Annotated in this window: 12 protein-coding genes; 8 read left to right on the top strand and 4 right to left on the bottom strand. The window is 60.8% G+C overall.

What is annotated here, in order from left to right:
- The first annotated feature begins 7 nt into the window (after positions 1-7).
- Together AC1ME2_RS12950 and AC1ME2_RS12945 are read left to right on the top strand one after the other, a co-directional pair.
- A complete protein-coding gene (locus AC1ME2_RS12950; RefSeq protein WP_480441671.1) occupies positions 8-2,161 on the top strand; it encodes a type I secretion system permease/ATPase in 2,154 nt (717 codons plus the stop codon).
- Positions 2,151-3,527: an HlyD family type I secretion periplasmic adaptor subunit gene (locus AC1ME2_RS12945; protein WP_480441669.1), complete on the top strand. Its 1,377-nt coding sequence runs from the start codon at positions 2,151-2,153 to the stop codon at positions 3,525-3,527. Before AC1ME2_RS12950 ends, AC1ME2_RS12945 begins: the two co-directional genes overlap by 11 nt.
- A 136-nt stretch (positions 3,528-3,663) precedes the next feature.
- On the opposite strand, the gene AC1ME2_RS12940 is transcribed toward AC1ME2_RS12945, so the two are convergent.
- Positions 3,664-4,671: an aldo/keto reductase gene (locus AC1ME2_RS12940; protein WP_480441668.1), complete on the bottom strand. Its 1,008-nt coding sequence runs from the start codon at positions 4,669-4,671 to the stop codon at positions 3,664-3,666.
- 177 nt (positions 4,672-4,848) lie between these two features.
- Between AC1ME2_RS12940 and AC1ME2_RS12935 the strand changes: the two genes are divergently transcribed.
- Genes AC1ME2_RS12935 through AC1ME2_RS12920 form a run of 4 tightly spaced genes read left to right on the top strand, consistent with a single transcriptional unit; the run spans position 4,849 to position 9,596 of the window.
- On the top strand, positions 4,849-5,631 hold the full coding sequence (locus tag AC1ME2_RS12935; protein ID WP_480441667.1) for an efflux RND transporter periplasmic adaptor subunit: 783 nt from the start codon (positions 4,849-4,851) through the stop codon (positions 5,629-5,631).
- The gene (locus AC1ME2_RS12930; protein WP_480441666.1) at positions 5,628-6,947 is read left to right on the top strand and encodes an efflux RND transporter periplasmic adaptor subunit; all 1,320 of its coding nucleotides are present in this window, start codon (positions 5,628-5,630) and stop codon (positions 6,945-6,947) included. The genes AC1ME2_RS12935 and AC1ME2_RS12930 overlap by 4 nt, the downstream gene beginning before the upstream one ends.
- Positions 6,948-9,044 (top strand): site-2 protease family protein, encoded by a 2,097-nt coding sequence (locus AC1ME2_RS12925; RefSeq protein ID WP_480441665.1) that lies wholly within the window; start codon positions 6,948-6,950, stop codon positions 9,042-9,044.
- A 30-nt stretch (positions 9,045-9,074) separates the two neighbouring features.
- Positions 9,075-9,596: a GNAT family N-acetyltransferase gene (locus AC1ME2_RS12920; RefSeq protein WP_480441663.1), complete on the top strand. Its 522-nt coding sequence runs from the start codon at positions 9,075-9,077 to the stop codon at positions 9,594-9,596.
- Here the strand turns inward: AC1ME2_RS12920 and AC1ME2_RS12915 are convergent.
- From AC1ME2_RS12915 to AC1ME2_RS12905, 3 genes are read right to left on the bottom strand one after another with little or no spacing between them, the layout of a single operon-like run.
- Entirely contained in the window at positions 9,572-9,883 is a 312-nt protein-coding gene (locus AC1ME2_RS12915) for a hypothetical protein (protein ID WP_480441661.1), read from the bottom strand. The two genes, AC1ME2_RS12920 and AC1ME2_RS12915, sit on opposite strands and share 25 nt — an antisense overlap.
- A 54-nt stretch (positions 9,884-9,937) precedes the next feature.
- Complete coding sequence (locus tag AC1ME2_RS12910; protein ID WP_480441659.1) at positions 9,938-10,534, bottom strand: phage tail protein; 597 nt, start codon at positions 10,532-10,534, stop codon at positions 9,938-9,940.
- Positions 10,535-10,582: 48 nt separating this feature from the next.
- Positions 10,583-11,179, bottom strand: a complete 597-nt coding sequence (locus tag AC1ME2_RS12905) for a phage tail protein (protein WP_480441657.1) — start codon at positions 11,177-11,179, stop codon at positions 10,583-10,585.
- A 190-nt stretch (positions 11,180-11,369) separates the two neighbouring features.
- On the opposite strand from AC1ME2_RS12905, the gene AC1ME2_RS12900 reads away from it, so the two are divergent.
- Both AC1ME2_RS12900 and AC1ME2_RS12895 read left to right on the top strand, forming a co-directional pair.
- A complete protein-coding gene (locus AC1ME2_RS12900; protein ID WP_480441656.1) occupies positions 11,370-12,200 on the top strand; it encodes a sulfotransferase family protein in 831 nt (276 codons plus the stop codon).
- Positions 12,201-12,360: 160 nt separating this feature from the next.
- Positions 12,361-21,180 carry an Ig-like domain-containing protein gene (locus AC1ME2_RS12895; RefSeq protein WP_480442130.1) on the top strand — a complete coding sequence of 2,940 codons (8,820 nt, stop codon included), beginning with the start codon at positions 12,361-12,363 and terminating at the stop codon, positions 21,178-21,180.
- Positions 21,181-21,206: the final 26 nt, after the last annotated feature.

The following is a 21,206-nucleotide window of genomic DNA, read 5'->3' as shown; positions in this document are numbered from 1 at the left end:
TGTCAGCTTGGATTCGGAATTAAGTTCAGTTCAACTCAGCCATGATCCCCGTAGCCAGCATGATGACCCGTTGCTGGACGGCCTGCTGACACTTTGCTCTCTGCACCACAAGCCTGCCAGCCGTGCGATGTTGACCACCGGCCTGCCATTGCCGTCGCAGCGGCTGAGTGTCGACTTGCTACCCCGCGCAGCCGCTCGAGCCGGTTTGCAGGGGCGCGTGCTGCAGCGCAAACTTGAGCAGATTCCGTCTATTGCCTTGCCTGCCATGCTGTTGCTCAAGGATGCGCGCTGCGCGGTCCTGGTGGGCTGGGAAGGCGATATTGCGCGCCTGCTGCTGAGCGAAAGCGACGGCGGCGAGGTGCGCGTCAGCCGTGATGTACTGGCTGACGATTACAGTGGCCGGGTGTTCTTTGCCCAACCGCAGCATAAGTTCGACGTGACCAATGGCTCGCTCATTCCTCGGGCGCGCTCCTGGTTTCGCGACACACTCAAGCGTTCGCGCTGGCTGTATGCCGACGCGATTGCCGCCAGCCTGGTGATCAACTTGATCGCCTTGGCCGCGCCCTTGTTCGTGATGAACGTCTACGACCGCGTTGTGCCCAATCAGGCAACCACGACCTTGTGGGTGCTGGCCGCCGGTATCTGCGGCGCCTACCTGTTCGACCTGTTGCTCAAGGGGCTGCGCAGCCTGTGCCTGGACCTGGCAGGCAAGAAGACTGACCTGATCATTTCGGCAACGCTGTTCGAGCGCATTGTCGGCATGTCCATGAAGTTTCGCCCAGCCCGTGTGGGCAGCTTTGCCCAGAATATTCATGAGTTTCAGGGCATGCGTGACTTCCTGACCTCACTGACCCTGACCAGCCTGATCGACTTGCCGTTCACCCTCATTATCCTGCTGGTGATCGCGCTGCTGGGCGGGAATCTTGTGTGGATCCCCATCGTCGCGTTTCCGCTGGCGTTGGGTATCGGTCACTTTTTGCAGAAGCCGTTAACGGCAACCCTGGAACGCACTATGGCGCTGGGCGCCGAGCGCCAGTCGAGCCTGATCGAGACCCTTGCTGGCCTGGATGCGGTGAAGGTCAACAATGCCGAAAGCGAGCGCCAGTATCAGTGGGAGCAAACCATCGGCACCCTCAGCCGCCTGGAGCTGCGGGTCAAGGTTCTGTCGGGTCTGGCCATGAACATCACCTTGTTGATCCAGCAACTCGCTGGCGTGGCGATGATCATTTTCGGCGTTTACCAGATCATTGACGGCCACCTCAGCATGGGTGGTCTGGTGGCCTGTTACATGCTCAGTGGCCGCGCATTGGGCCCCTTGGCGCAGCTGTCGGGATTATTGACCCGCTATCAGCAGGCCAAGGTCACCATGGTTTCCGTGGACCAGATGATGGAGCTGCCGCAAGAGCGCAACTTCGACGAGCGCCCGTTCAGCCGTCAGGTCTTGCAGGGTGCCATCGAGTTTCGCAACCTGGACTTCACGTACCCCAACCAGCAAACGCTTGCCTTGCGCGGCATCAACCTGGTGGTTCGCCCTGGCGAAAAAATCGGCATCATTGGCCGCAGCGGCTCGGGCAAAAGCTCACTGGCAAAACTGCTGGTCGGGTTGTATCAGCCTGACGCTGGCTCCTTGCTGGTAGACGGCGTGGACATTCGCCAGATTGACGTGAGCGAACTGCGCCACAACATTGGCTATGTCGCGCAGGACATTCAGTTGTTGGCAGGTACCTTGCGCGACAACCTGGTGTCGGGCGCTCGCTATGTCGACGATGAAATGGTGCTGCAAGCCGCAGAGCTGGCAGGCGTGCATGAGTTCGCCCGATTGCACCCGCAAGGCTATGAGCTTCAAGTCGGCGAGCGCGGTCAGAACCTTTCCGGTGGCCAGCGGCAGAACGTTGCGTTGGCCCGCGCATTGCTGCTCAATCCACCGATTCTATTGCTGGACGAACCGACCAGCGCTATGGACAACACCGGCGAGGAACGCTTGAAACAGCGCCTGCAAGCCGTCATCGAGACCAAGACCGTGATTCTTGTCACACACCGTGCCTCACTGCTCAGCCTGGTTGATCGACTGCTGGTCATCGATCGTGGCCAGATTCTCGCGGATGGCCCTAAAAACGCGGTCATGGAAGCGTTGAAAAAGGGGCAGATCAGTGTTGCTTAAGTCCGGTCCAAGCCGCTTCAAAGACGCCATTTTTCGTTACTTCAAGGGGACTGACTCTCTTGACGGACAACTGTTGCCAGAGGTCGAAAAGGCCCTGATCGATGATGCCCCGCGCATCGTTCGGCTGACCATTTGGGGGATCATCGCGTTTTTCGTCTTTCTTCTTCTATGGGCGCACTTCGCGATCATTGATGAAGTGACCAAGGGCGAGGGCAAGGCGATTCCATCCTCCAGGATCCAGAAAATCCAGAACCTTGAGGGCGGTATCGTCGCGCAGATCTATGTTCACGAAGGCCAGATCGTCGAAGCAGGTGCGCCGCTTGTACGTTTGGACGACACACGCTTTGCCTCCAACGTGGGCGAAACCGAGGCTGATCGGGTCTCGATGGAGCTGCGCGTAGAGCGCTTGAGCGCGGTAGTGGATGACCGACCGTTGAACATCACCCCTGCGGCGCGCAAGGCAGTACCCAATCAGGCCGCTAACGAAGAGTCGCTGTACATGAGCCGTCGTCAGCAACTGGCTGACGAGGTGGGTGGCTTGCAGCAACAACTCATCCAGCGCCAGCAAGAGTTGCGCGAGTACAGCGCCAAGCAAGAGCAGTACCGCAGCAGCCTGAGCCTGCTGCGCGAAGAGATCGGCATGTCCGAACCGCTGGTCAAGCAGGGCGCTATTTCGCCTGTGGAAGTCTTGCGCCTCAAGCGCTCGGAAGTGGAAACCCGTGGCCAGCTCGACGGCACCACGTTGGCTATCCCTCGGGCGCAAGCGGCGATCAATGAGGTGCAGCGCAAAATCGACGAAACCCGCGGCAAGTTCCGCAGCGAAGCATTGACTGAACTGAACGAGGCCCGCACCGACCTGAGCAAGACTCAGTCCACCGCCAAGGGCCTCGAAGACCGGGTCAACCGCACCATGGTGACCTCGCCGGTTCGCGGTATCGTCAAGCAAATGATGGTCAATACCGTGGGCGGCGTCATCCAGCCGGGCAGCGATCTGGCTGAAATCGTCCCGCTGGACGACACCCTGCTGGTTGAAGCCCGCATTCGCCCGCAAGACATTGCCTTCTTGCACCCGGGTCAAGAGGCAATGATCAAGTTCTCTGCCTATGACTACACCATCTACGGGGGGATGAAAGGCACGCTTGAGCAGATCGGTGCCGACACCATCCAGGATGAAGAGAAGAAAAATACCTTCTATGTCATCAAGCTGCGCACTGATCGCAGCCACTTGGGCAGCGATGAGCACCCGCTGCTGATCATTCCCGGCATGGTTGCTTCAGTCGATATCATCACCGGCAAGAAAAGCGTCCTCAGCTACTTGCTAAAGCCCGTCCTTAAAGCACGCGCTGAAGCAATGCACGAACGGTAGCGTTTCTGCTGACCTATCAAGATCCCGGTGGGAGCGAATTCATTCGCGAATGCGTTGGGTCAGGCACCCATGATGTTGGATGTGCTGGCCTCTTCGCGAATAAATTCACTCCTACATGGGCCCAGTTTGCTGTGCGTCAGCGCACCACCCGCCCTGAAACAAAATGCGCGATATCGTTGTAACCCGGTGTGGATGAGTGCCCCGGTGTTACCAATGAATCAATAAACGCTTCGTCTTCGGCGGTGATGTTCACGTCCATGGCTTTGATGTAGCCGTCCCACTGTTGCTCGGTGCGCGGCCCGACGATTGCGGAAGTGACAGCCTGGTTGTTCAGCACCCACGCGATAGCGAACTCGACGATGCCCACGCCTTTGGCTTGGGTGTACTCCTGAATCTTCTGCGCGATACGCAGGGACTCGACTCGCCATTCGGTTTCCAGAATACGTTTGTCCTGGCGCCCGGCGCGGCTGTTGCTGTCGGGGGTAACGTCGGGTGCGTATTTGCCGCTGAGCACGCCGCGCGCCAGAGGGCTGTAAGGCACCACGCCCAAACCATGGAAGGCGGCGGCGGTGATTTGTTCGACTTCCGCCGTACGGTTGGTGATGTTGTACAGAGGCTGACTGATCACGGGTTTATCCACCCCCAGACGCCGGGCGACATTCACCACTTCAGCGATGCGCCAACCGCGATAGTTCGACAGGCCCCAATAGCGAATCTTGCCTTGGCGCAGCAGGTCGCCAATGGCCGATACGGTCACTTCCAGCGGCGTATCGTGATCTTCGCGGTGCAGGTAATAGATGTCCACGTAATCGGTACCGAGGCGGTTCAGGCTGGCCTCAATGCCGTTGAAAATATGTTTGCGACTCAGCCCGCTGGAGTTGGGCGCACCCTTGGCGGGACCATAGCCCACTTTGGTCGCCAGCACCCAGTCACTGCGCCGTGACGCGATGGCTTCCCCGACGATTTCCTCGGAGCGCCCACCGCTGTAAACATCCGCCGTGTCGATGAAATTGACACCCTGATCCCAAGCCTTGTCGATGATGCGCAGGGACTCTTCTGTACTCGTCTGCTCGCCGAACATCATGGTGCCGAGAGTCAACGTAGAAACCCGCAGGCCGGATTGGCCAAGAATGCGATAAGTCATGCTCGATATCCTTTTCAATGAGAGGAAGGGGAAAACAGAACGTTTCCAAACATAGAACCTCCCCACGTCGAGGTCCATTACAAATGCAGGGTATTTTGAGTAGCGCTGGGCCATTCGACACTCTTGACGGCCAGCCCCGCTACCGTAGACTGCCGACTTCAGTCGGGAGTAAAGGCTATGCGCCACTTGCGTTGTTGGGCTTACGGATTTGCCTGTCTTGCTGGCTTGGCACAGGCGGACACTTCCCAATCGAATGATCCATTATTGGACAGTGTTCCCCCAAGCGCGCAGGCCGCGACCAACGGCGAAGCCCGTGGCGTGTTGCGGGCCCGTGATCAGGCAATGCTCGCGAGCGAGTTGTCTGGACGAATCGTCGACATGCCGTTCAGCGAAGGCGAGTCCTTTAACAAGGGCGATACCCTGGCGCGTTTCGACTGTTCCGCGTATCAGGCTCAACTGAATGCGGCCCAGGCAGGCAGCCGTGGCGCCAGCGAAGAGTTGGCGCACAACAAACAGCTGGAGTCGCTCAACTCCGTCGGCCGTTTTGAAGTGGCGCGTGCTGAAGCCAAGCTGGCTGAGGCGCAGGCTCAAGCGCAGGTGTATCAGGTTCAGGTCAAGCGCTGCAGCGTGTTCGCGCCGTATGACGGCCAGGTCGTGCTCCGTAAGGCTCAGCGCTATGAAAGCGTTTCGGCTGGCGCGCCGCTGATGGAAATTGTCGACAACCGCACCCTGGAAATTCACCTGTTGGTGCCGTCGCGCTGGATGTCGCGTCTCAAGCCCGGGCAAACCTTTAGCTTTACCCCCGATGAAACCGGCCAGCCGCTGACAGCGACGGTCAAACGCCTGGGTGCCCGTATCGATGAAGGCAGCCAAACGCTGCTGCTGGTCGCCTCGCTGACCGATGCCAAGGGATTACTGGCAGGCATGAGCGGTACTGCGCACTTGGCGTCGGCCAAGTGACTGCGGCAGCGTCTGGCGTCGCCGAACGGGTTTTTGCGCAATTTCTTGATCTGGAGCGTCAAACCCGCGCCGCCAACGATATTGATCAACTGGCGTACAGCCTGGTCAATGACAGCCAGGCGTTGTTCGGTTTTCGCCACGCGGCGCTGCTGATCGCCGGCAAAGTGCGGTCGGTGACCGGCGTCAGCATGGTCGAACCCAATGCGCCCTTTGTCGCCTTCGTCGAGCACGCCGTGGCCGACATGTTCAAAAAAAACCAACTGAACCAGCCGGGCACAGTCGCCATCGAGCAATTGGGCGGGCAGGATCAAGCGGATGTGCACGCATTGTCGGCGACCCAAGTGTTCTGGCTTCCCTTGCTTGATCGCAAAGGCTTGGTGTTTGGTGGGTTGTGGTTGGCCCGCGAACACCCCTGGACGCAGCCTGAGCAAATGCTTCTGGCGCGGCTGAGCGACACGTTCAGTCATGCCTGGCTGGCCTTGCAACCGCGCAAACCGTGGCGCTTGCACTGGTCAGGGAAAAAACCACTGGTACTGGTCGGCGCGTTATTGCTGTGCCTGCTGATACCGGTGCGCCAATCAGTGCTGGCGCCCGCCGAAGTGGTGCCGCTGGGTGGCCGAGTGGTCGCTGCGCCGCTGGATGGCGTGATCGCCGAGTTTTTGGTCAAGCCCAATCAGCCCGTAAAAACCGGCGACCTGCTGCTGCGCTTCGAAAGCACCACGCTCAAAGCGCAGGCGGATGTCGCTGAGCGAGCACTGGGTGTGGCTGAAGCTGAGCTCAAGGCCAACGCACAGCGGGCCTTCGCCGACGCCGAATCCAGTTCGCGTATTGACCTGCTGGCAGCGCGTGCCGAACAAAAGCGCGCCGAACGTGACTACGCCCGTGAGTTGCTCAAACGTAGCGAGGTGCGTGCCGAGCGCGACGGTATTGCGGTGTTTGCCGACGCTGAGCGCTGGACCGGCAAACCGGTACAGACGGGCGAGCGCCTCCTGGATATCGCCGATCCGACCCAGGCGGAGCTGCGTATCGAACTGGCGGTTGGCGATGCCATTGAGCTTGAGCCTGGCGCAAAGGTGGCACTCTTTCTCGACAGCGATCCGTTGCACCGCTATGAGGCAACCCTGGAACGCGCTGCCTACGAGGCGCAACCTACCCCAGCGGGGCAATTGGCCTACCGGCTGGACGCGAGCTTCAGCGAAGCGCCGCCGCGTATTGGCTTGCGCGGCACTGCCAAGCTCTTCGGTGAGCGCGCGCCCGTGGGGCTCTACCTGTTACGCCGGCCGTTGGCGGCGTTGCGTCAAAGCGTAGGCCTGTAGATGGCCTTGCCCGCCCTGCGAACCGATTTGCAACTGTCGGCGGCCGCCCCGGCGCTCGACGGTTCGCCGCGCTGGACCCTGGCTGACCCCGTGCGCGGGCGTTACTTCAAGCTTGGTGCTGCGGCGATTCGCTTGCTGCGTCATTGGCCATTGGGCGACGCTGAAAAAGTCCTGGCTGCAGCCAATCAGGAACCTGGTCTTGCGCTGGCCGGGCATGAGCTTGACGAGCTGCTGAGCTTTCTGCGCGCCCATGATCTGATCGCCGCGCTGGATCAGGAGCAGCGTGACAGTTACATGCGCAAGGCTGCGGCCCAGCGTCAGGGCGTGTGGCAAATGCTGCTGCATCAATACCTGTTTTTCCGCATTCCGCTGTGGCGTCCTGATGCGTTCCTCAATCGTGTCTGGCCGTGGCTCGAGCGTTATGGCTCGCGCCTGTTGCGCTATGGCTTACCGCTGACGCTGGGAACCGGCGTGTTTCTGGTGGCGCGTGATTGGGATCGATTTCTGTCGACGTTTCCGCACCTGTTCAGCCTCGGTGGCGCGATGTCGTTCGGCATCGCGCTGTTTTTCGCCAAGCTGTGCCATGAGTTTGGTCACGCGTTCATGGCCAAGCGCGCCGGTTGCCGGGTGCAAAGCATGGGCGTGGCGTTCATGGTCATGCTGCCGTTGTTTTATACCGACGTCAGCGACGCCTGGCGGGTCAATGATCGGCGCTCGCGGTTATTGATCGGCGCGGGTGGCGTGCTGGCTGAATTGGTGCTGGCCTGCATCGCGTTGCTGGTCTGGTCGCTGCTGCCCGACGGCCCGGCGCGCACCGCTGCATTCATGCTCGCCAGCGCGACCTGGTTGACCACCCTGGCGGTGAACCTCAACCCGTTCATGCGCTTTGATGGATATTTTCTGCTCAGCGATTTGTGGCAGGTGGACAACCTGCAAGGCCGGGCCTTTGCCCTGTGTCGCTGGCGCCTGCGTGAAGCCCTGTTCGGTTATGGGCAACCGGCGCCGGAGCCGTGGTCGCCAGCCATGCAGCGGCGGCTGTTGTGGTGGGGTTATTTCTCCTGGTTGTGGCGTGCGGCGTTGTTCTTTGGCATTGCGCTGGCGGTCTATCACCTGTTTTTCAAGCTGCTCGGCATCTTCCTGATGATGGTTGAGCTGGTGTGGTTCATCTTCCTGCCAATTTGGAAAGAAATGTGCATTTGGTGGAAAAATCGCGAACAAGCCCATAGCGCTCGGGCCCTGTTCAGTTTGCTGGGTTTGCTGGCGGTTATTGCCGTGCTGGTGGTGCCATGGCGCAGCAGTGTCGAGCTGCCGGCGATGCTCGAAGCCGGGCGCGTCAGCGCCCTGCACACCCCCATTGCAGCACGGGTCAAACAGGTGAACGTGCAGGACGGCCAGCGCGTCGACGCTGGGGCGATTCTGATCGAACTGGAGTCACCGGACCTGGACTCACGCCAGCTCATCGTGCGCCGGGAGATAGACATCCTTCAGCTGCAATTGCGGCGTCAGGCCGGGCGCAGCGAAACGGTGGCCGACGTCGGCATCCTGGAGCAGCGACTGGCCGAAGCCGTGGCTGAGTATCGTGGGCTGGCGGCGCAGCGTGAGCGTCTGCTGGTGCGTGCGCCACAGGCCGGACAAGTGCGTGATCTGTTGCCAGAACTGAGCGTCGGGCGCTGGGTCTCGACCAAGCTGCCATTGGCACGAGTGGTGGAGGACGGCGTCCGGCTGCGAGGCTATCTGGCTGAGGATGCGTTGTGGCGCGTAGCACCGGGTGCGGACGGACTTTTTATTGCCGACGATCCCATGCGCCGGGCCATCCCTGTAGAGCTGCTGGAAGTGGACGTTAACGGCGTGAGTTATCTGGACCTGGAGGCCCTGGCCTCCGATCACCATGGGCCGATTGCCGTGCGCCGCGATGAAAATCACCGAGCCGAACCGGTGCAGGCGCAATACGGGGCCCGCTTGAAAATTCTTCAACCCACGCCCACCCCCAGCCAGCCTCTGCGCGGCCTGGTGGTGTTGCAGGGTCATAGTGAGTCGCTGCTGGGCAATGCCTGGCGCCGACTGGCGGCCTTGGGTGTGCGGGAAAGCGGTTTCTAAAAACAACGAAACACTCATCGAGAGACGCCGATGCTCAATAACAGCTCAGCCCTGGCAGACGGCCTGACGGTACGTCCATCACGCCCTAGCGACAGTCCGTTTCTGGAGACGCTTTATCATTCGGCCCGCGCCGACCTGCAATGGATCGACGGCGATGAAGAGCTGGTCGAAAGCATCGCCGCGCAACAATTCCAGGTTCAGCAACAGGGCGCCGGTGAGACGTATCCCGATGCCATGCATTACGTCATCGAAAAGCTCGACACGCCCATTGGCGCGCTGATCACCGACTTCGGCCATAACGAGATTCGCGTGGTGTACCTGGCCTTCATCCCCGCCGCGCGAGGCCGAGGGTTGGGCAGAAGCGTGCTACAAGGCGTACAGAAAGCCGCTGAGCAGATCCACTGCCCGGTGGCTGCCGTGGTCTGGTCCAACAACCCCCATGCGCGCCGACATTATCTGGCGCTGGGTTTTCAGGTCGAGGAACGCAACCCGGCAGCCGAGCGGTTGGTTTGGTATCCGGGGCAGGTTCAGTTGAACGCGATGTTGAAATAACCCAGTGTTGCGTCGCGGCCCATCGCAGGCTCACGAGACACAAACATACCGTCCAGACGTCCCAGGTCAGGCAGCTCAATGCTGCACGGCCCATCCACGAATAGCGTTGGTTCCAGTGTGCGCAACGCCACGGTGAAAGGCATGCGCTCGCTTTCTGGTAGTCGGCTTTTGGGGTGCAATCGGCTGGACTCAATGATCACCGACAGTGCGCTGCCATCGGGCAGGTACAGCTGGCTGAGATTACCCACCAGGGGTTGAAAGTGTTCGTGCTCGACACGCCGCAGCATGGTGTTACTCCGAATAGTTGGGCGAGACGGGGGCGTTGGCCGCCCCCGCATTAATCAGCCTCGCGACGGATAAAGACCGACCAGCGCGATGCTGAAGTTGATCGCCAGAAAGGGGTTCATCAAGCTCGTGGGTACGCCTTTGCCAGTGATGGCGGCCGTGCTCGTGTTGGTGACGTTACTGGTAACGCCTTTGAGCGGTACTGGCGAGGCGCCCTGTTGATCGGAGTAGATACTTGCGCTGCCCGAACCGGTGCCTGACGCACCCAGGAAGGCGTTGTTGGTGGTCGGTGTCGTGACAGGATTGCTGGCCGTAGCGGCCAGGCTGATAGCGGTAGTCACCGTCACGGCTGAAGTGATCGCATGAGTGTGCGCCGGAATGTTGTCAATGATCAGTGTCGCGCTCTCGGCTCCTCCGGTGTTGCCTATGACCCGGGTCGTGAGGTTCGTGGCGGTGCCTTGACCGATCATCGTTCTGCATTGCAGGTTGGGGAGCGGGAAGTTTGTTGTGCCACTGCCCCCATATTTCAGGCCAATCAACGCGTAAAGGGCTTGGTATTGATTGACTGTCAGGGACTGCCCGTTACACAGCATCCAGTCTCTAGGGGCATAGTCGAACGCAAAGCTCTGGATCGTACCGACAAAAACTTCCATAAATCCTCATCCTTTCATGTTGTTACGAGGGGGGCTACGCGTCAGTAATCAGTCTCGCGACGGAAAAAGACCGGTGATGGCAATACTGAAGTTGATCGCCAGAAAGGGGTTCATCACGCTCACGGGTGCGCCTTCGCCGGTGATGGCGGCCGTGCTCGTGTTAGTGACGTTGCTGGTAACGCCTTTGAGCGTTACTGGCGAGGTGCCCTGTTGATCGGAGTAGATGCTTGCGCTGCCCGAACCGGTGCCTGACGCGCCCAGGAAGGCGTTGTTGGTGGTCGGTGTTGTGACAGGATTGCTGGCCGTAGCGGCCAGGCTGATGGCGGTCGTGACCGTCGCGGCCGAAGTGATCGCATGAGTGTGCGCCGGAAGGTTGTCAATGATCAGTGTCGCGCTCTCGGCTCCCAGGGCTTGGCCTATGACCCGGGGCGTGAAGTTCATAGCGCTGCCTTGACCTATCATCGTCCTGCATTGCAGGTTAGGGAGCATGAAGTTTGTTGAGCCATTGCCCCCGTATCTCACGCCAATCAGCGCGTAAAGGAGTTCGTATTGATTTAAAGGGAGGGTCTGTCCATTACACAGCAGCCACTCGTAAGGGGCATAGTCGAACGCAAAGCTCTGAATCGTACCGACAAAAACATCCATAAATCCTCATCCTTTCATGTTGTTACGAGGGGGCTACGAGTGAGCTATTTGAGGTGCCAGTAAATTGCCGTAGGGGCTTGTATTGACTGGTTTTTTATCCTAAAGCAGTGCTCGGTGATATCAAAACAATACTATGCCGCCGGGTGTCGATGCCGTAGTCTTGCCCTACAAAAATGGACTTCAGCAGTGGGTGAACGGATTGCCACATTTTCATTTCATCTCGGGTTTGCCGCGCTCAGGGTCCACTCTGCTCTCCGCTATCCTTCTACAAAACCCGAAATTTCATGCCGGCATGACCAGCCCACTCGGCTCGCTGTTTTCCGGTGTGCTCGAGCAGTGCAGCGCGGGCAGTGAATTCGGTTCGGTGATTGACACCTCCATGCGCAGGCGTCTGCTGCGCGGCTTGTTCGATTCCTACTACGCCGACAAAGCCGACAAGCCGGTGATCTTCGACACCAATCGTCAATGGTGCGCGCGCTTGCCTGCCCTCAAAGAACTGTTCCCTCAGGCCAAGACCATTGCTTGTGTGCGCAACGTCGCCTGGGTCATGGACAGCATCGAGCGGCTGTACCGCGCCAACCCGTTCGAGAACACCAAGCTGTTTTCCGATGCCACCGAGCGCAATACCGTCGAGAGCCGCGTCGAGACTCTGGCCCAGCGCAATCGCCTGGTGGGTTATGCTTGGGCTGCGCTCAAAGAAGCCTATTACGGTGAACAGGCCGACTCGCTGTTGATTGTCGATTACGACCTGCTGAGCCAAGCGCCAGAGCGGGTCATGCGCCTGGTCTACGACTTTATCGGCGAGCCCTGGTTCGAGCATGACTTCGACAACCTGATCTATGACGCGCCTGAGTTCGATCAAGATTTAGGCGTGAGGGGCCTGCACACAGTCAGGTCCAAGGTTGAGCTGACACCACGGCGTACGATCCTGCCGCCGGATATTTTCGAGAAGTACGCAGAGTTGTCCTTTTGGAACGATGGTCGGTCCAGCGCCGCCAACGTCATCCGTATAAAAAACTGAAGTCGCTATCAACAGATAGCGGTCATTCGTTTGAGAGTCTGAGTGTCGAGCGCAGGTGAGTATCATGTGGTGGAACAAAGCTAAGTCGTCGAGTGCAAGACAGGTAGCCCCGCGAGCGAAAGCTTTGGCTGCGCCATTGATCATCTCGCTTGAACCGCGAATGCTGTTCGACGGCGCGGTCGCCGCGACCGTGGCGGACACCGCGCACGCCGACAGCCATGCCACCACGGACACCGCCAAGCCAGCGGCGGCGACCGACCATGCCGCCAGCAACGACAGCCATCCGCAGAGCGATATTGCCGCCACGCCAACCCCGACGCCGCCTGCGATCCCTGGGCAGACCGTGGTGTTCATCGACTCGCGGGTCAAGGATTCCGACAGCCTGCTCAAAGGCATCGCGGCCGGCACCCAGGTGGTTGCCCTGGACGCGAGCAAAGACGGCTTGCAACAAATTGCCGCTTACCTGGATCAGCACCATGGCGTGAGCTCGGTGGAGATTCTGGCTCACGGCAACGAGGGCGAGCTGTGGCTGGGCAACACCTACCTTTCCGCCGATAACGTGGCCGCACGCAGCGCGGTGTTGGCCGAAATCGGCAAGGACATGAACACCGGCGGCGATATTTCGATCTATGCCTGCAACACCGCCGAGGGCGCACGCGGTATGGCCTTCGTCGACTCGCTGGCGCAGTTGACCGGGCGTGATATTGCCGCGTCGACCAACCGCACGGGTGTGGGCGGCGACTGGACCCTGGAAATTGCCACCGGGGTGATCGAGAGCCACAACGTGCTGTCGCAACAGGCCATGGCGGATTATCAGTGGGGCTTGGCGACCTGGACGGTCACCAACGGCTTCGACTCTGTCAACCCGGCGACCCCCCCCGTGGGCTCATTGCGCGCGGAGCTGGCCCTGGCCCAGAACGGCGACATTGTCATGTTCAGCGCCCCGGTAACCGTCCTGCTCGATTCAGTGCTGGTAATCAGCAAAAACGTCACCATTGACGGCCACCTGAACGGCAGCGGTGTCCCGGATGTAATTCTGGACGGGCAATACAAGTCCCAGGTGCTCCAGGTCAATGCGGGGGTCACCGCGACCCTTGAAAGCCTGACGATTACCCATGGGCTGGTGGCTGGAAACGGTGGCAATGGTGGAGATGTCAACAGCGTCAACGATGTCGGGGCGAACGCCGCCGCCGCCATGGGGGGTGGTATTTCCAACCAAGGCAATCTGACCTTGATGAACGTCACGGTCACCGCCAACGCCGCCTCCGGTGGCGGCGGTGGCGGCGGTATCAGCACTGTCTATTCAGGCGGTGGTGGTGGCGGTGGCGGTGGTATAGGCGGAGGCAGGGGAGGGCATGGCGGTAGCGTTCCTAATGGTGTTGGAACATATGCCACTTCTGCGGGCGGGGCCGGAAGCGCCAACCACGGCGGCTATGGTGGCTCTTATGACGGTATTAATATGGGCGGCCGCGGCGGCTCGGCCACCGGCGGGGCGGGAGGCACAGGTGGCGGTTACCACATTGGCTCAGCAGGCGGCACGGCGACCAGCGGCAGTCTGTCCATCGGTGGCGGTGGTGGTGGTGCTGGCGAAGATCTCAAAGGCGGGAATGGCGGCAATGCAGCAGGGGGTATTTATAACGGCAGCTCCGGGACGCTGACGATTATTGGCACCTCGGTCATTTCCAATAACCTTGGGGCAGGTGGCGGTGGTGGTGGCGGCACTATTCATGGCAACGGTGCTGGATACACCCCTGCCAAGGGTGGTGATGCCGGCAAAGGCGTTGGCGCAATCTGGAACAAAGGCACGGTGCAGATAACCACCGCCAACTATGCAGTTGCAGCCTTCTTCGGCAACGTAGGGGGCAGCGGGATTGCCGGGACCGGCACCGGTGGTACCGGCGCCAGTGCGGCATTGAAAAATAACATCTTCAATGACGGCACCGGCACAACTGTTTACAACTACGCGCCCGACGTGACCCCGCCGACCGTGTCCAGCATCGTGGTGGCCACGTCGTCGCTGAACTCCGGCGGCACTTCGCTGGTGACCATCACCTTCAGTGAAGCCGTAACGGGATTCACCAATGCTGACCTGACCGTGGCCCACGGCACGCTCAGCGCAGTCAGCAGCAGCGATGGCGGTACCACCTGGACAGCCACCCTGACGGCGGCGGGCAATATCAATGCCCCCACCAACGCCATTACGCTTAACACCACTGGGGTACAAGACCTGGCGGGTAACGTCGGCACGGGGTCCGGCACCTCCAACAACTACGTGATCCACGACACCGTGGCGCCAACGGCGACCATCGTGGTGGCGGCCAATGCACTCAAAATCGGCGTCACGTCACCCGTGACCATCACCTTTTCCGAGGCCGTGACCGGGTTCACCAACGCTGACCTGACGATTGCCAACGGTACGCTGAGCGCTGTCAGCACTGCGGACGGCGGCACCACCTGGACCGCCACTCTGACCCCGAACGCCAGCACCACCAATGCCAGCAACCTGATTACCCTGGACAACACCGGGGTCCAGGATCTGTCAGGGAATGCGGGGGTGGGCAGTACCCATTCCAACAGCTACGCCATCGACACCGTGCGCCCGACCGCGACCATCGTGGTGGCGAACAACACGATGAAGATCGGCGACACCTCGCTGGTGACCATCACCTTCAGCGAAGCGGTGACCGGTTTCACCAACGCCGACCTGACCATCGCCGACGGTACGTTGAGCGCGGTCAGCTCCAGTGACAGTGGCGTCACCTGGACCGCGACCTTTACCCCGACCGCCAGTATTACCCACACCAGCAACCTGATTACCCTGGACAACACCGGCGTCTCGGATACGGCGGGTAATGCGGGCAGTGGCAGCACCAACTCCAACAACTACAGCATCGACACCCAGCGCCCGACCGCCACGATTGCGCTGGCTGACACAGCACTGACCGCAGGCGAAACCTCGCTGGTGACCATCACCTTCTCTGAGGCCGTCACCGGCTTCACCAACGCCGACCTGACCATCGGCAATGGCACGTTGAGCACGGTCAGCACCAGCGATGGTGGTACTACCTGGACCGCGACCTTCACGCCGACGGCAGGGATCGTCAGTGCGACCAACCTTGTCAGCCTGGCCAACACCGGCGTAGCCGACCTGGTGGGCAATGCGGGCTCTGGCACCACCAACAGCGCCAACTTCAGCATCGACACCGTGCTGCCGACCGCGACCATAGCGGTGGCCAATAACGCACTGAAGATCGGCGACACCTCGCTGGTGACCATTACCTTCGCTCAGGCGGTGACCGGTTTCACCAACGCTGATCTGACGATTGCCAACGGTACGTTGAGCGCGGTCAGCTCTAGCGATGGCGGCATTACCTGGACAGCGAACCTTACGCCGACAACGAATATCGCCAGCGCCGCCAGCCACATCACTCTGGACAACACCGGGGTCCAGGCCGTGCGCTCGGGTAACGTCGGCACCGGCAGTACCCTCTCCAACACCTACGCCATCGACACCCAGCGTCCGACCGCGACCATCGTGGTGGCGAAAAGCGCGATGAAGATCGGCGACACCTCGCTGGTGACCATCACCTTCAGCGAAGCGGTGACCGGTTTCACCAACGCTGACCTGACCATCGCCGACGGTACGTTGAGCGCGGTCAGCACCAGTAACAGTGGCGTCACCTGGACCGCGACCTTTACCCCGACTGCGAATATCACCCACACCAGCAACCTGATTACTCTGGACAACACCGGCGTCGCGGACACGGTGGGTAACGCGGGCAGCGGCAGTACCAATTCCAACAACTACGCCATCGACACCCAGCGTCCGACCGCCACCATTGCGCTCAGCAACTCGGCGTTGACCGGGAGCGAAACGTCGCTGGTGACCATTACCTTCAGCGAAGCGGTGAGCGGTTTCACCAACAGCGATTTGACCATCGCCAATGGCACGCTCAGCGCAGTCAGCTCCAGCGATGCCGGCATCACCTGGACCGCGACCTTCACGCCAACGGCGAACATTGCCAGCGCGACCAACCTGATCAGCCTGGCCAACACCGGCGTGGCCGATCTGGCCGGCAATGCGGGCTCTGGCACCACCAACAGCGCCAACTTCAGCATCGACACCACAGGCCCGACCGCGACCATCGTGGTGGCGGACAGCGCGATGAAAATCGGTGACACCTCGCTGGTGACCATCACCTTCAGCGAAGCGGTGACCGGTTTCAGCAACAGCGATTTGACGATTGCCAATGGCACGCTCAGCACCGTCAGCTCCAGTGACAGCGGGATCACCTGGACCGCTACCCTGACCCCGACCGCCGCGATCACCCACGCCGGCAACTTGATCACCCTCGACAATACCGGCGTGCAGAACACCACCGGCACTGCGGGCAACGGCACCAGCGTCTCCAACACCTACGCCATCGACACCGTGCGTCCGACCGCGACCATCGTGGTGGCGAACAGCGCGATGAAGATCGGCGACACCTCGCTGGTGACCATCACCTTCAGCGAAGCGGTGACCGGTTTCACCAACGCTGACCTGACCATCGCCGACGGTACGTTGAGCGCGGTCAGCACCAGTGACAGTGGCGTCACCTGGACGGCGACCTTTACCCCGACAGCCAATATCACCCACACCAGCGACCTGATTACCCTGGACAACACCGGCGTCTCGGATACGGCGGGTAACGCGGGCAGTGGCAGCACCGATTCCAACAGCTACAACATCGACACCGTGCGCCCGACCGCCACCATTGCGCTAGCTGACTCAGCCCTGACCGCAGGTGAAACCTCGCTGGTGACGATTACCTTCAGCGAAGCGGTGGGCGGTTTCACTAACAGCGATTTGACCATCGCCAACGGCACACTCAGCGCGGTGAGCAGCAGCGACGGCGGTATCACCTTTACCGCAATGTTCACGCCGACGGCCGGGGTCGCCAGCGCGACCAACCTGATCAGCCTGGCCAACACCGGGGTGGCCGACCTGGCCGGCAATACCGGCAGCGGCAGCACCGTCTCCAACAACTACGCCATCGATACCGTGCGGCCGAGCGCGACCATCGTGGTGGCCGACACTGCGCTGAACATTGGCGCCACCTCGCAGGTGACCATCACCTTCAACGAAGCCGTGACCGGTTTCACCAGCATCGATATGACCGTGACCAACGGCGCCCTGAGCAACCTCAGTACCAGTGACAACATCACCTGGACCGCCACCCTGACCCCGGCCGTCGGCACCACCAACGCCAGCAACCTGATCAGCCTGGACAACAGCGGGGTCCAGGCCGTCAGCTCGGGCAACGTCGGCATCGGCAGCAGCCTTTCCAACAACTACGCCATCGACACCCAGCGCCCGACCGCGAGCATTGTGGTGGCCGAGAATGCGCTGAACATTGGCGCCACCTCGCTGGTGACCATCACCTTCTCGGAAGCCGTGACCGGTTTCACCAGCGCCGATATGACCGTGGCCAGTGGCGCCCTGAGCAACCTTAGCACCAGCGATGGCGGTATCACCTGGACCGCCACCCTGACCCCTGCCGTCGGCACCACCAACGCCAGCAACCTGATTACCCTGGACAACACCAGGGTGCAGGACACGGCGGGCAATAGCGGCAGCGGCAGCACCGACTCCAATAACTACGCCATCGACACCCAGCGTCCAACCGCGACCATTGTGGTCGCCGATAACGCGCTGAACATCGGTGGAACCTCACTGGTGACCATCACCTTCTCTGAAGCAGTGAACGGTTTTACCAACGCCGACCTGAGCGTGGCCCACGGTACGCTCAGTGCGGTCAGCTCCAGTGATGGCGGTCTCACCTGGACCGCCACCCTGACGCCGACCGCCGGCACCACTAACGCCAGCAACCTGATTACCCTGGATAACACCGGGGTGCAGGACACGGCAGGCAATAGCGGCAGCGGCAGCACCGACTCCAACAACTACGCCATCGACACCCAGCGCCCGACCGCGACCATTGTCGTCGCCGATAACGCGCTGGCCATCGGTCAGACCTCGTTGGTGACTATTACCTTCAGCGAAGCGGTGAGCGGTTTTACCAACGCGGACCTGAGCGTGGCCCACGGCACGCTCAGTGCGGTCAGCTCCAGCGATGGCGGCATCACCTGGACCGCCACCCTGACACCAACTGCCGGTACCACAAACGCCAGCAACCTGATTACTCTGGACAACACTGGGGTGCAGGACGCGGCGGGTAATGCGGGCAGCGGCAGCACCGACTCCAACAACTACGCCATCGACACCCAGCGCCCGACCGCGACGATTGTGGTCGCTGAAAATGCCTTGGCTATCGGCCAGACCTCGTTGGTCACGATCACCTTCAGCGAAGCCGTGACCGGTTTCACCAACGCCGACCTGCTCATCGATAACGGCACCCTCAGCGCCGTCAGCAGCGACGACGGCGGCGTGACCTGGACCGCAACGTTGACCCCGGCCGCCGGTATCACTAATACCAGCAACCTCATCCACCTGGACAATACCGGTGTCTCGGATACGGCAGGTAACGCCGGCACGGGCACCACTGACTCCAATAACTACGCCATCGACACCCAGCGTCCGACGGCGACCATCGCGCTCAGCGCCTCAGCGTTGAAGGCGGGCGAAACCTCAGTGGTGACCATCACCTTCTCTGAAGCAGTGAACGGTTTCGACAACAGCGATTTGAGCGTGGCCAACGGCACCCTCAGCGCCGTCAGTTCCAGCGACGGCGGTATCACCTGGACCGCCACCCTGACGCCAACGGCGGCGGTGACTGACACCACCAACATCATCACCCTGCACAACAGCGGCGTGACTGACCTGGCGGGCAATACGAGTAGCGGCAGCACCAATTCGGGCAACTACGCCATCGACACCCAGCCACCGACGGCCACTATCACCCTGGCCGACACAGCGCTGAAAATTGGCGACACCTCGCAGGTCACGATTGCCTTCTCCGAAGCGGTAAGCGGGCTTGACCTCAATAGTTTGAACGTCAGCAACGGCACCCTGTCGGGCCTCGCCACCCTCGATGGCGGCCTGACCTGGACCGCGACCTTCACCCCGGCGGCCGACATCACCAACAGCGCCAATCTCATCACCCTGCACAACGCCGGGGTGCAGGATGCGGCGGGCAATAGCGGCATCGGCAGCACCGTCTCCAACACCTACGCCATCGATACCCAGCGCCCGACCGCGACCATTGTCGTCGCCGATAACGCGCTGGCCATCGGCCAAACTTCGTTGGTCACGATCACTTTCAGCGAAGCAGTGACGGGCTTCGACAATACCGACCTCAGTGTTGCCAACGGCACCCTCAGCGCCGTCAGCTCCACCGACGGCGGCGTGACCTGGACTGCGACGCTGACCCCGACAGCCGGTATCACCAACACCAGCAACCTCATCCATCTGGACAACAGCGGCGTGTCTGATGCGGCGGGTAACGCTGGCACGGGCATCACCGATTCCAATAATTATGCAATCGACAGTCAGGCCCCTACGGCGACCATTGTCATGGCTCAGCCTGCCTTGGCGGCCGGGCAGTCCTCGTTGGTGACCATCACCTTCTCCGAGGCAGTGAACGGTTTCGACAACAGCGACTTGAGCGTGGCCAACGGCACCCTCAGTACCGTCAGCACCCACGACGGTGGCGTCACCTGGACCGCCACCTTCACGCCAACGACCGAGCTCAGCAACAGCGTCAATGTCATCACCCTGAACAACAGCGGCGTGGCCGATCTGGCGGGCAACGCCGGCAGTGGCAGCACCGATTCGGGTAACTACGCCATCGACACCGTGCGGCCTACAGCGAGTATCGTGCTGTCTGACACCGCGCTGAAAATCGGCGAAACGTCGCAGGTGACGATCACTTTCTCGCAAGCCGTGCAAGGTTTCGACCTCCGCGACTTGAGCGTCAGCAACGGCACCTTGTCGAACCTCGGTACCCGCGATGGCGGCGTGACCTGGACCGCGACGTTCACCCCGAGCACCCACATCAGCGACAGCAGCAACCTGATCACGCTGAACAATTCAGGCGTACAGACCGCAGCGGGCAGCGCAGGTACCGGCACCACCGACTCGCACAACTATGTGATCGACACCGTCGCGCCCACCGTGACCAGCGTGGTCAAGGTCGATACGCCCTCCGCGCCGACGGGGACCAGCACCTTTGACCTGACCTTCAGCGAAGCCGTGTCGGGCGCCCATGCCAGCGATTTTGCCGTGCTGACCAGTGGCAGCGCGGTCGGTACGGTGCAGTCGGTGGTACAGCTCGATGCACAGACCTATCAAGTCGTCGTCACGGGCGTCTCGGGCACCGGTACGATCGGTTTGAGCCTCAAGGCGACGGGTGTCAGCGATAGCGCAGGCAATACCTTGGCGAGTAATTTCAACAGCGATGCCTTCGTGGTCGCGCCTGCAAACATCAGTGTCGGAGACCCGCAATTCCGCGTGTCAACGCCGCCTACTGTGACGTCGGTTGTTGCGGGTGTACCGACTCAACTGTTGGCCACTGTTGCGCCGACGTCTGTGTTCAGTTCGCCGCTCATCACACCGTCATTGTTTGAACAACCCACATTGGGCAACGGCGTGCCGCCTGTGGGCAACATCTTCATCAACAATCAGGCGCTGGCGTCGAGCTTCATCGCGCAGGTGTTCAGCAGCAGTGACAGCGTCGGCAGCGCCAGCACCAGTAGCGGTCGCTTTGGTTTCGTCGGCGGGGACACGGGCGTATTCGGAAGCAGTACGTTCGCCGCTGCGTTTGGTCATGCATCAGTGCCTGATGTTTCGCCGCTGAACGTGTTCGACGGCAAACAATGGCACGGCAGTAGTCAAGATGCAGGTGACGGGGCGCGTGGAGTCTTCGGCGCGCCGACACTGAGCCAGCAATTGCATCAACTTAAAGAAAATGAGCGACGCCAGATCCATGAATTGGCGCTGGCACTTGAGCAGATCGGCGCGAGTGAAGCGCAGGCCTAACAAAAAAGCTGTTTGCCGTACTAGGG

The organism is Pseudomonas sp. ASL9, from assembly GCF_056680335.1.
The sequence above is the reverse complement of the archived record's forward strand: the minus strand, read 5'-3'. Positions and strand labels throughout refer to the sequence as shown.

Coding starts and splice junctions, on each gene's coding strand:
- AC1ME2_RS12940 (WP_480441668.1), bottom strand. CDS start 4,671: ATGACTTATCGCATTCTTGGCCAATCCGGCCTGCGGGTTTCTACGTTG.
- AC1ME2_RS12935 (WP_480441667.1), top strand. CDS start 4,849: ATGCGCCACTTGCGTTGTTGGGCTTACGGATTTGCCTGTCTTGCTGGC.
- AC1ME2_RS12925 (WP_480441665.1), top strand. CDS start 6,948: ATGGCCTTGCCCGCCCTGCGAACCGATTTGCAACTGTCGGCGGCCGCC.
- AC1ME2_RS12920 (WP_480441663.1), top strand. CDS start 9,075: ATGCTCAATAACAGCTCAGCCCTGGCAGACGGCCTGACGGTACGTCCA.
- AC1ME2_RS12915 (WP_480441661.1), bottom strand. CDS start 9,883: ATGCTGCGGCGTGTCGAGCACGAACACTTTCAACCCCTGGTGGGTAAT.
- AC1ME2_RS12910 (WP_480441659.1), bottom strand. CDS start 10,534: ATGGAAGTTTTTGTCGGTACGATCCAGAGCTTTGCGTTCGACTATGCC.
- AC1ME2_RS12905 (WP_480441657.1), bottom strand. CDS start 11,179: ATGGATGTTTTTGTCGGTACGATTCAGAGCTTTGCGTTCGACTATGCC.
- AC1ME2_RS12895 (WP_480442130.1), top strand. CDS start 12,361: ATGCTGTTCGACGGCGCGGTCGCCGCGACCGTGGCGGACACCGCGCAC.